At 56.0% G+C, this 10,337-nt stretch carries 10 protein-coding genes and 1 pseudogene; 7 read left to right on the top strand and 4 right to left on the bottom strand.

The genetic code is table 11. The features are described from left to right. The first annotated feature begins 247 nt into the window (after positions 1 to 247). The 4 genes and pseudogenes from ABIE61_RS17955 (at position 248) to ABIE61_RS17940 (ending at position 2,622) form a co-directional block, all read left to right on the top strand. Positions 248 to 418, top strand: coding sequence for a DUF2933 domain-containing protein (locus tag ABIE61_RS17955; protein ID WP_341868537.1), 171 nt, complete (start codon positions 248 to 250; stop codon positions 416 to 418). A 102-nt stretch (positions 419 to 520) separates the two neighbouring features. Then, entirely contained in the window at positions 521 to 994 is a 474-nt protein-coding gene (locus ABIE61_RS17950) for a hypothetical protein (protein ID WP_206835671.1), read from the top strand. Positions 995 to 1,104: 110 nt separating this feature from the next. Further along, positions 1,105 to 1,503, top strand: coding sequence for a c-type cytochrome (locus ABIE61_RS17945; protein WP_354412060.1), 399 nt, complete (start codon positions 1,105 to 1,107; stop codon positions 1,501 to 1,503). Between the two features lie 10 nt (positions 1,504 to 1,513). Beyond that, positions 1,514 to 2,622 (top strand): annotated as a pseudogene (locus tag ABIE61_RS17940) (Aq_097 family APC-type transporter). A gap of 234 nt (positions 2,623 to 2,856) precedes the next feature. Here ABIE61_RS17940 and ABIE61_RS17930 read toward each other — a convergent pair. From ABIE61_RS17930 to ABIE61_RS17920, 3 genes are all read right to left on the bottom strand, one after another. After that, positions 2,857 to 3,588, bottom strand: coding sequence for a copper resistance protein B (locus tag ABIE61_RS17930; RefSeq protein WP_206835662.1), 732 nt, complete (start codon positions 3,586 to 3,588; stop codon positions 2,857 to 2,859). 12 nt (positions 3,589 to 3,600) lie between these two features. After that, positions 3,601 to 5,259, bottom strand: coding sequence for a copper resistance system multicopper oxidase (locus ABIE61_RS17925; RefSeq protein ID WP_242530006.1), 1,659 nt, complete (start codon positions 5,257 to 5,259; stop codon positions 3,601 to 3,603). A 61-nt stretch (positions 5,260 to 5,320) separates the two neighbouring features. Beyond that, complete coding sequence (locus tag ABIE61_RS17920) at positions 5,321 to 5,872, bottom strand: cupredoxin domain-containing protein (protein WP_206835660.1); 552 nt, start codon at positions 5,870 to 5,872, stop codon at positions 5,321 to 5,323. Between the two features lie 312 nt (positions 5,873 to 6,184). On the opposite strand from ABIE61_RS17920, the gene ABIE61_RS17915 reads away from it, so the two are divergent. Genes ABIE61_RS17915 through ABIE61_RS17905 form a run of 3 tightly spaced genes read left to right on the top strand, consistent with a single transcriptional unit; the run spans position 6,185 to position 9,222 of the window. After that, the gene (locus ABIE61_RS17915; protein WP_206835658.1) at positions 6,185 to 8,485 is read left to right on the top strand and encodes a heavy metal translocating P-type ATPase; all 2,301 of its coding nucleotides are present in this window, start codon (positions 6,185 to 6,187) and stop codon (positions 8,483 to 8,485) included. A gap of 15 nt (positions 8,486 to 8,500) precedes the next feature. Beyond that, positions 8,501 to 8,854: a cupredoxin domain-containing protein gene (locus ABIE61_RS17910; RefSeq protein ID WP_206835655.1), complete on the top strand. Its 354-nt coding sequence runs from the start codon at positions 8,501 to 8,503 to the stop codon at positions 8,852 to 8,854. A 14-nt stretch (positions 8,855 to 8,868) separates the two neighbouring features. Continuing rightward, positions 8,869 to 9,222, top strand: coding sequence for a cation transporter (locus ABIE61_RS17905; protein ID WP_206835653.1), 354 nt, complete (start codon positions 8,869 to 8,871; stop codon positions 9,220 to 9,222). Positions 9,223 to 9,476: 254 nt separating this feature from the next. Here ABIE61_RS17905 and ABIE61_RS17900 read toward each other — a convergent pair whose 3' ends face one another. Next, the gene (locus tag ABIE61_RS17900) at positions 9,477 to 10,106 is read right to left on the bottom strand and encodes a tyrosine-type recombinase/integrase (RefSeq protein WP_242530005.1); all 630 of its coding nucleotides are present in this window, start codon (positions 10,104 to 10,106) and stop codon (positions 9,477 to 9,479) included. Positions 10,107 to 10,337 lie beyond the last annotated feature (231 nt).

The raw sequence follows: 10,337 nt of genomic DNA, 5'->3' as shown, positions 1-10,337 counted from the left end.
ACTCAACTACGGAGTCGATCTATCAACCATCTGAGGGTGGTATCAGATTGATGGGGTGAAGGTGCCCCATCAACCATTAAATCCGTATACCCATTACAAAAATGTAATGCTCAGGTAAGTACCGTGTCGAGTTTGACCTGCCATACTGCTAATTGAAGCTGAAATCTGGTCCATTACTGGAGCTTGGGCACCATTCAGGTCGAAGGTTATACGATGGATAAGCGGTAAGGGGCTGATAGCGCCAAAAGTGATTGCCATTTTGAGCTGTTTCCTGGTGACGGAAGGTCTGGCGCATCTTGTTGCCTGGTTGCCCTGTCTGATTCTTTTGCTCTGTCCATTAAGGCACCTGTTTATGCACCATGGGCATGGTCTTCTTTTCGTTTTTAGCTCTACCAAACCGAGGGCTGGGTTTGATTAAACCGACCCAGCGCTTGGCAGTCAGCACCCCAGCACAGTGAATGATCCCGGCTGCGTTGGGTTTAGCCAATAAAAGACAATTAGAGCAACTGGAGTGAACACTATGAAAACACCGACGCTAATTCTGACGCTGGCGCTGTCGATTGCCAGCCCTCTTGGTTGGGCCCAGCAGGAGCATCATCAGGATGCGAGTGCCCAAAATGGAGCGCCAGCGGCGATGGCCGGTGCAACAATTCAGTCGTCGATGCCGGGCGGCGGCATGGGTATGATGGGTGGTCAGGACGGTATGCTGCCGATGATGCAGCGCATGCGGGAGATGCAGTCCGGTATGGATCGGATCATGGACACTGACGACCCTGAAAAACGAATGGAACTGATGCAAGCGCACCGTCAGCAGTTGCAGGAAACAATGGGCATGATGGGAGAAATGCAGCAGGGCGGGGGTATGGGAACGATGAAAAGCATGGGCATGATGGGCGGCCAGATGAATTGCATGGGTATGATGGAAGCCTATCGTCAGATGGATAAACGCCTGGATCTGATACAGCAACTGCTTGAGCAACGGTTGGATAAGTAGCGGGCTTGTAATGACAGGGTTCGTTTGAGCTGGGCAGAGACGTATGGAAGGGCGTCTGCCCCAGTAAAGAAGGTTTGCCAAGAGGAACACCCATGTTGATGAGTAGACTAATGAAATTCTGCACCAGCCTACTGGTGCTCGTGATGCTTTCGCCTAATGTAGTACTGGCGGACCATCGCAAGGGGCATGTCGATGTCACCGTGCCTGCACTCAGCAAGATGGGCGCGACCGGTCAGCGCGCGTTCAATGAAACCTGCGCCAAATGTCACGGCGAGAACGGTACTGGCACGATGAAGGGACCTCCATTGGTTCACCCGATCTATAACCCGGGGCATCATAACGATAAATCGATCTACAACGCGATGCGCAATGGTGTACGCCAGCATCATTGGCCCTACGGCGATATGCCGAAGCAAACGAGCGTCGGCTTCATGGAGTCCACCGCTATCGTGAAATTTATCCGCGAAATGCAGGAAGCTAACGGCATCGTTTACCAGCAGCACCGCTGATGGTCGGTGTATGAGCGGTTGCTCGCCGGATCGTCAGTTGCCGCAACCACGGCAGATCATCCCTGCGATGAGTACGCCACTGGCCTCCATATTCGGCAGTGGGTTTCTCGTTATCGTACCTGTGCTGGCCAGCGGCGTGGGGCCCTATGCCATACTGGCGATGTTGGCGATCTCCGTGGTCGCGCTCCAGACCGGCGCCATCGTGCGCCACAATATCCTCTGCGCCGAACCGGTGCTGGCCGCGGGAAACAAGCGGCTGACAGTCATGCTCGAGCGCGGCTCCGACATTGCGCTGGTGTTGGCCTATATCGTGTCGGTGTGTCTGTACCTCCATATCCTCAGTGCATTCGTGCTTGGAAGCCTGAACCTGGATAGCGAGTTCAACAAGAGCCTGTTGACCTCTATTGTGGCGATCCTGATCACCCTGATCGGTATGTTAGGCGGTCTTGCACCGCTAGGGCGGCTGGAGCAGTTTGCACTTTATATGACACTTGCTGTGGTATTGCTGCTGGTCCTGGGCTTTGCGCGGCATGATGCCGAGCTCTATATCGAACTGGATTATCTACCCTTGCTGGAGATGCCCGAGCGCTATTTCTGGGAGGTCTTAACCATAGTGTCCGGCACGTTGATCGTGGTACAGGGGTTTGCAACCCCACGCTATCTGGGGGCCGTTTCGATATATGGACTCGTATCCGGGCGTCTCGCTGGTCGCAATACAGCGCGTTGTCTGTGTATATCGTTTTCGTTGTTGTTACCCTTCCGCTAGTGCCGGTGTTGAACGGACAGTACGAAGACAACAGCTTGATCAGCCTCGCAGTCACTGTCTCTACCCTGTTATCGATGCCTCTGATCCTAGCGGCGCTATCCCAATTTTCGGCGGCAGTAGCCGATACGCTGGCGGCAGTGTCGAACCTTGAGGAGGTGAGCCACAGGCGATTCAAGCCAGGATGGGGTTATCTACTGGTTGGTGCTGCTACAACGGTGTTGGCCTGGACCGGTTCGACCTTTACCGTCATTGCCCTGGCGTCCAGAGCCTTTGCGTTGTATTACCTGCTGCAATGCCTGGTTGCGTTCAATGTTTGTCGGAACAGTCGAGAACGAGTGCGTTTTTCATGGTGAGCCTGGCGCTGGGCTTCATACTGCTATTTGCGGTACCTGCAGACTAGGGACAAACCGGCTTGTCATTTTGCTCCGTCGGAATTATCGCGGCAAACGGAAAATATCAGGTAACCGCTGTACTCGTCGTTATGTTAGGGGGGATTGGTTGGGTACCACGTGTGAAGCTCGGAGAGTGTTTAGGAAGGAGCGTCAGAGAAGGGGAATAACTGTGTCTGACGCCCCGCCACCTTCACATCAGAACCAGGCGCTGATACCCAGCACGAATGCGGTTGACTCGATATCCTCACCTTCATTGCGAGCATAATCGGCGGTGTTGCCGAACTTCCGTTCCCACTGAACGCCGAGATAGGGGGTGAACTTGCGATTCAGCTCGTAGCGCAGCCGCAGTCCCAACTCGGCCGAACTCAAGCCTGTACCGATACCGATCTTCTCGTCGTCGCTGAAGGCGACGTTGATCTCGGCCGCCGGCTGCAGGATCAGCCGTTGGGTCAGCAGCAGGTCATATTCTGCCTCAAGCCGGGCCGACGTATCGCCTTCATCGCTCAGGAACAGGTTGGCATCAACCTCGAAGAAATAGGGCGCAAGTCCCTGCACTCCGGCAACCGCATAGGTTCGGGAGGGTCCCGGCTGATTGTCGTAACGGATGCCGAACTGGGCGTCGAAAAAGTCTGAAATCAGTCGTTGATAGAGCAGCTGATACTCGGCGCTTTCGGTGGGGCCACCTTTGGCGCGCTCGCCGTTGGTCTTGAACGCCAGCCCCTGATAATCGTTGCGAACGTTGACCTGACCTTCCCAGAAGGCCAATTTATCGTTGTTGTCCAGTTCGCGCAGCTCGAAGCGATCCAGCATGACCTTGGTCATGAATGCGTCGTCAGCACTGGCGGCGTTAGCGGTTGCAGTGAGCCCAAGCGCCAGTACCGTCAACGCAACTCCCACGGGCGCCCGATAAGTCATCTTAAAAGTCATCTCTTTTGCTCCTTACAGTGCGGCAGACTGAGCGACTGGCGGTTCCACTATTACCTTGCGGAACATACCCGACGCCATGTGGTACATCAGGTGGCAATGGAATGCCCACTCGCCGAGAGCATCGACTGGCACATCCACCGTCAGTGTGGTGTTCGGTGCGACATTAACGACATGCTTCAGCGGATTGAACCGGCCGTTGCCCTTGTCGAGCTGCATCCACATGCCGTGTAGGTGCATCGGGTGGTTCATCATGGTGTCGTTGACGAATTTTATCCGTACCCGTTCGCCGTAGGTCAGCCGTATTGGCTCGGCTTCAGAGTACTTGGTGCCGTTAATCGACCAGAAATAGCGTTCCATGTTGCCGGTCAGGCGCAGCTCGATCTCGCGGTCCGGCGCGCGGTAGTCGACGTAGGGAGTCATCGCCTTGAGATCGCCATAGACCAGGAACTTGCCGCCATCGGCGGCGGAGGGGGTCAGGCCGCTACCCGGTGCATAGTCATTGTTCGGCGCGACAGCTGTCATCTGTGAGTGATCCATGCCCGCCATATTGGAATGATCCATATCCCTCATATTGCCTTTATCCATGTCCGGCATACTGGAATGATCCATCTCTCCCATGCCTGCCATGCTCATATCGGCCATCGTCAGCAGCGGGCGCTCCCGCAGCTTGGGAATCTCGCCGGCCAACCCTTCGCGCGGGGCCAGAGTGCCGCGGGCAAATCCCGAGCGGTCGATCGACTCGGCCAGAATCGAATAGGCGTGTTCTTCCTTCGGCTGTATGATCACATCGTAGGTTTCGGCGACCGCCATGCGAAATTCGTCCACAGTCACCGGCTGCACGTTGTTACCATCGGCTTGTACCACTGTCATCTTCAAACCGGGGATGCGGATATCGAAGTAGCTCATCGCCGAGCCGTTGATAAAACGAAGTCGCACTCGCTCACCCGGCTGGAACAGACCGGTCCAGTTGTCATCGGTCGACTTGCCGTTGACCAGGAAGCTGTAACCGGACACGTCGCTAATGTCAGTGGGCATCATGCGCATGCCGCCCCAGGCCAGACGTTCCTTCAGGGCCGTGCCGAAGCCCTTGGCTTTCGCATCCTCGATAAAGCTGCCGACCGTCTGCTGGTTGTAGTTGTAATAGTCACTCTGGCCCTTGAGGTTGGAAAAAATCTGGTTGCCGGTTTCAGCCGACCAATCCGACAGCATCACCACATATTCCCGGTCGAATTTGAACGGCTCGCGGTTTGCCGGTTCGATGACGATCGGTCCGTAGATACCTTCCTGCTCCTGAAAACCGGAGTGACTGTGGTACCAGTAGGTGCCAGCCTGCTTGATCGGGAAACGGTAGGTGTAGGTTTCACCCGGCTTTATGCCGTCGAAACTGATACCCGGTACGCCATCTTCTGTGTAGGGCAACAGCAGGCCGTGCCAGTGGATAGAGCTGTCGACATCAAGCTTGTTGGTTACGTTGATTGTAACCTCTTCACCCTCTTGGAAGTGCAGCGTGGGGCCAGGGATGCCGCCGTTGATGGTCATTGCGGTTTTGGCCTTGCCGTCAATCGTCATCGGTTGATGATCGATTGTCAGGTTGTAAGTGCCGGCCAGGGCACCGAGCGGCATAAGCGCCGCGAGGGCGATCAGCCCTCTAGCCGTATTACTGAGTCGCATAGGGTTCTCCTTGAACTGCAACTACCCCGGCATATTAATACCGGGCTGAAAAAGAGGGGCTTCAAGCTTCGTGCTTGAATTCGCCGACCATTCCAGCCTGGTAATGGCCCGGCATATTGCAGGCAAACTCCAGTTCGGCATCACCCGAGAAGGTCCAGGTCAACTCTCTGGTCTCACCGGGGTTGACCAGTATGCTGTTCGGATCATTGTGCGCCATGCCCTCCATTTCGGGCATTGAGCCGTGGTCCATCCCAGCCATATCATGGTTCATGCCGGTCACTGTCAGCATGCCGTGCTGCATCATCTTGAGCATTTCGGTCTGATGTCCTTCGTGCATATGCGACGTGCCTATATTGAACTCATGCAACAGGCCACCCTCGTTTTTCAGCACAAAACGGATAGTCTCGCCGGCTTGTACGGTGATCGTCTCGGTGTCGAAATAGTTGTCTTTCAGGGTTATCTCGACGGTGCGGGTGGTCTTGGTTGCAATACCGGCCTGACCGATATTCGGTTCTTTAGCTGCATGGCTGATTTCATGAGTCGCATTGGCAACTGCAAAAGCGGGAATTGTGGACAGACACAGGGCCAGCACGGTTGGTTTGATGATAGTCATCGCTACTTCCTCTGATAAACATGTAGCGCCCAGTATATTGATGTCACTTATCGCTATGCTGACGTCAAGATGATATTTCCGTAAGGTTCCCGATCGAGAACTTTTCACCTGGCCTTTGGGGTTCAGTCACGTTCTGGCAGGTCCGCTTTTGAGTAGCAGATCGAGGTACAGAATGACGGGGTGATCATCTAGCGGTGCTATTGATGAACCTTGCTTACGAAAATGTAATCTGGTGGTAAGTTTCATGTCGCTGAATATCACCCATACTGTACTTGGGGAAATAGCGGTATTTCCACAATGGAGTAATAAGACATGCATGAAGCGAAACAGCACACAGAGCATTGCCATCATGAGGCGGCTGGATCTGCAGCGGGTCATGACAGTAGTCCGCACGAACTGCTGATCGAAGGTGCCGGGTGCGCTAGTTGTGTCGGCAAGATTGAGGCGGCACTGCAGAAGGTACCGGGTGTGAACAGTGCCGAGATGAACTTTGCCCAGCGCAGCGTCAGCGTCGTTGGCGATGTGTCCGATCAGGCGTTGATCGCGGCGGTGGAAGCGGCCGGCTATGGCGCCAGGGTGGCGCAGAGCGAGTCGGCAGAAGAACTGCTCAGCGAGAAGGAGCAGGCAGACCAGGCGTACTACAAGCGCCTGATCCGCGAGATGGTGATCGCCCTGGGTTTGGGCGTGCCGTTGATGATTTACGGCCTGTTCATTGGCGAGATGACGGTTGTAACGACCGGAGAGCGCATCGGCTGGTTGCTGGTGGGGCTGGCGACGCTGGCGGTGATGCTGTTTTCCGGTCGACATTTCTATGTCGGTGCCTGGAAGTCGTTTCGTAATCACAGTGCCAACATGGATACCCTGATCGCGCTGGGTACCGGAACGGCCTGGCTGTATTCAATGGTGGTGGTGTTCTTCCCGCAGTTGGTGCCCGAGATGGCACGGCATGTCTATTTCGAAGCCACCGCGATGATCATCGGTCTGATTGACATGGGGCTGGCACTGGAGATTCGTGCCCGCGGCCGCACCTCGGAAGCGATCAAGCGCCTGATCGGGCTCCAGGCCAAGACGGCCAGAGTGCTGCGCGACGGTCAGGAGATCGACATCCCGATTGAGCAGGTTCAGCAAGACGACCAGGTCAGGGTCAGGCCCGGTGAAAAGATTCCCGTCGATGGCGTAGTGCTGGACGGACATTCGTCGGTAGACGAGTCCATGCTGACCGGTGAGCCGATGCCGGTGGAAAAGGCAGCGGATGACGAGGTAGTTGGCGGTACCCTCAACAAGTCGGGATCGCTGCTGTTCCGCGCCACCCGCGTCGGCAAGGATACCGCGCTCGCCAGGATCATCTCGATGGTCAAGCAGGCGCAGAACTCCAAGCCGCCCATCGGGCGACTGGCCGATGTGATTTCCGGCTACTTCGTGCCGACGATCATGATCCTTGCCGTGATCAGTGCCTTGGCCTGGCTCAATTTCGGCCCTGAGCCGGCGGTTGCCTTCGCCATCGTGTCGGCGACCACCGTATTGATCATCGCCTGTCCCTGCGCACTGGGGCTGGCGACGCCGATGTCGGTCATGGTCGGTGTGGGCAAGGCGGCGGAAGCCGGGGTACTGATTCGCAACGGCCAGGCGCTGCAGACGGCGTCGAAGATTACCGCGATGATTCTGGACAAGACCGGCACCATCACCGAGGGCACACCGAAAGTGACCGAGGTGATCCCCTTCGAGGGGGCTGAAGAAGCGGAGGTGCTGCGGCTGGCGGCAACGCTGGAGCAGGGTTCCGAGCATCCGCTGGCACAGGCGATTGTTGAGTCGGCACTGGAGCGAGAGGTCAAGCCGGGTCGTGTCGAAGGGTTCAACGCCATTGCCGGTCACGGTGTGGAAGGTCAGGTCGATGGTCAGATGCTGCTGTTCGGCAATGAAAAGCTGATGCGTGACCGGGGTATATCCATTGAGGCGCACCTTGAGCAGGCTCAGCAGCTGGCAGCGCAGGCGCGCACGCCGATGTACTTGGCGGTGGATAACCGGCTGCTGGCGCTGATCGCCGTGGCTGACCCGATCAAACAGGATTCGGTCGCCGCCATCAGGCGGTTGCAGAAGGACGGTATCCGTGTGGTCATGCTTACCGGCGACAACCGGGATACGGCCAGGGCTGTGGCCGAGCAGGTCGGCATCGACGAGTTCTTTGCCGAGGTACTGCCGGAGGACAAGTCCGGCAAGGTTGCCGAATTGCAGCAGCGGGGCGAGATCGTGGGCATGACCGGTGACGGCATCAATGATGCGCCGGCGCTTGCGCTGGCGGATGTAGGCTTTGCCATCGGTACCGGGACCGATGTGGCGATCGAGAGTGCCGATGTCACCCTGATGCGTGGATCGCTGCACGGCCTGGCCGACGCCATTGCGGTCAGTCGGGCAACGCTGCGCAATATCCGCCAGAATCTGTTCGGCGCATTTATCTACAACGTGGCCGGTGTGCCGGTGGCGGCGGGTCTGCTGTACCCCTTCGTCGGCGTGCTGCTGAGCCCGGTCATTGCCGGTGCGGCCATGGCGTTCTCGTCCTTGACGGTGGTGACCAATGCCAACCGTTTGCGCCTGTTCAAGCCACAGGAACACTGACAGGGAGGTAATATCATGATGGTGATTAATCTGTTTGGGCTGCTGTTGATTGCGCTGATCGTCTGGTGGTTCTGGCTGTACCGGGAGCCGGCCACGGCGCTGGCCGCCGGCGAGATTACGATTGAAGTACAGGACGGCGTTTACGCGCCCGCGCATATCCGCATTCAGGCGGGGCAGCGCGCCCAGCTCAATTTTCTGCGTAAGGATCCCTCACCTTGCGCCAGTGTGGTGGTGTTCAAGGACTTTGGCATCAGTGAGGAGCTGCCGCTGAACAAGACCCGGACGGTGGCATTGCCACCGCTGCAACCGGGCCGCTATCCCTTTACCTGCCAGATGCAGATGTACAGGGGTGAAGTGATTGTGGAGTAACGGAGGTAAGACAAATGAGTGATCTTGACCATAAGCCCGGGGTGAAGGAAGTGAACCTGGTCAGTCACCGGCTCAAGCTGGCCGATGTCAGTGGACAGGCCGCGACGACCCTGGTCGACGAGATTGACCAGCTGTTCGGCATGGACCAGGTGAGCTATGACGCCAGGACATCCAGCCTGTCTTTCGCCTACGATGCGACGCACTGCAGCCTGGACAAGGTGGAAGAGGTCATCCGGCAGCAGGGGGCCAGGCTTGATAATGGCTGGTGGAACCGGATGAAGCGCAGTTACTATCGCTTTGTCGACCAGAACATTAAGGACAACGAGGCCCACGAACCGCACTGTTGCAACAAGGCTCCGCGCAGGTAGACCAGCGATGGGCTGGTGCGTAGGCATGTTTGAAGAGTGAAGCGCCGACTTCTGCCGGTGACGCGGAGCCATGTGCCATCTGGTGATGTTAGTACCAGCCTTCGCTGGTACTAACACCGCGTCATACATCAGGTTTGGTATTCACATGGTAGGTTTTTCCTATTCTCCCACTTTTAAACAGCCACGCTCTCAAATAATATTTATCACAGTCAAAGGTTTGCTTTTGGCCAGCGCATGCCGGCCCTTTTAGCCCCTTAAACATCAGTTTGTTCGGCCAATACGAGGGCGTCATCCAACTCCACTCCCAAATAGCGGACAGTGCTATCCAGCTTCGAATGACCGAGTAGTAGCTGGACTGCTCTCAGGTCATGCGTACGTCTGTATATTAGAGTCGGCTTGGTCCTTCTCATTGTGTGTGTCCCATAGTCACAGACATCCAGACCAACACTTGTAACCCACTGATCAACTATCCGGGCATATTGCCGTGTAGTGATAGGATGGTTGGAAACGACCCTGCTGGGGAACAGAAAGTCATTGCTAGTTAGCCGTTTGTAGCTGATCCAATCACGTAGAGACTTTCGGGTCTCCTCCGTGATTTCGAACTGTACTGGCTTACCAGTTTTCTGTTGGATGATGATGGCTCTACTCTGGATCGTTGTACCGTGGCTGATATCTTTTACTTTGAGGTTCATCAAGTCACAGCCGCGCAGCTTACTATCGATCGCGAGGTTAAACATCGCCAGGTCACGAGTTTTGCCGGCAAGTTCAAGACGAATGCGAATGCCCCAAATCTCTTTAAGTTTCAGAGGGCGCTTTTGGCCTAACAGTTTACCCTTGTTCCAGGGTGGGTTCAGATGCTCTGCATCAATACCGTTTTCGCTCATTGTTCTATCCTCTTCAGCTAGGGAGGATAAGTATTGATCAGGCCGTAGGGCTCCGCCGAAGCGCACAAAGCGGACGTTAGTGGGGGGAGCGGGGTTGTCTGCCTTTATCCACTCGAAGCGAATGGATGACTCAGAGGAGTTATGGTGATTTCTGGTGTACGGGGAAATAGGAGGATGGCGTATCCTGTTGATTGATCACGACCAAGATCTCAATCAACAGAAGGTGATACG

This window comes from Marinobacterium sp. MBR-111 (genome assembly GCF_040547585.1).
GTDB lineage: Bacteria > Pseudomonadota > Gammaproteobacteria > Pseudomonadales > Balneatricaceae > Marinobacterium > Marinobacterium iners.
Note: the sequence above shows the minus strand (reverse complement) of the source record. Positions and strands in the feature narration are given on the sequence as shown.

Coding starts and splice junctions, on each gene's coding strand:
- ABIE61_RS17945 (WP_354412060.1), top strand. CDS start 1,105: ATGAAATTCTGCACCAGCCTACTGGTGCTCGTGATGCTTTCGCCTAAT.
- ABIE61_RS17920 (WP_206835660.1), bottom strand. CDS start 5,872: ATGACTATCATCAAACCAACCGTGCTGGCCCTGTGTCTGTCCACAATT.
- ABIE61_RS17900 (WP_242530005.1), bottom strand. CDS start 10,106: ATGAGCGAAAACGGTATTGATGCAGAGCATCTGAACCCACCCTGGAAC.
- ABIE61_RS17905 (WP_206835653.1), top strand. CDS start 8,869: ATGAGTGATCTTGACCATAAGCCCGGGGTGAAGGAAGTGAACCTGGTC.
- ABIE61_RS17930 (WP_206835662.1), bottom strand. CDS start 3,588: ATGACTTTTAAGATGACTTATCGGGCGCCCGTGGGAGTTGCGTTGACG.
- ABIE61_RS17910 (WP_206835655.1), top strand. CDS start 8,501: ATGATGGTGATTAATCTGTTTGGGCTGCTGTTGATTGCGCTGATCGTC.
- ABIE61_RS17925 (WP_242530006.1), bottom strand. CDS start 5,259: ATGCGACTCAGTAATACGGCTAGAGGGCTGATCGCCCTCGCGGCGCTT.
- ABIE61_RS17950 (WP_206835671.1), top strand. CDS start 521: ATGAAAACACCGACGCTAATTCTGACGCTGGCGCTGTCGATTGCCAGC.
- ABIE61_RS17915 (WP_206835658.1), top strand. CDS start 6,185: ATGCATGAAGCGAAACAGCACACAGAGCATTGCCATCATGAGGCGGCT.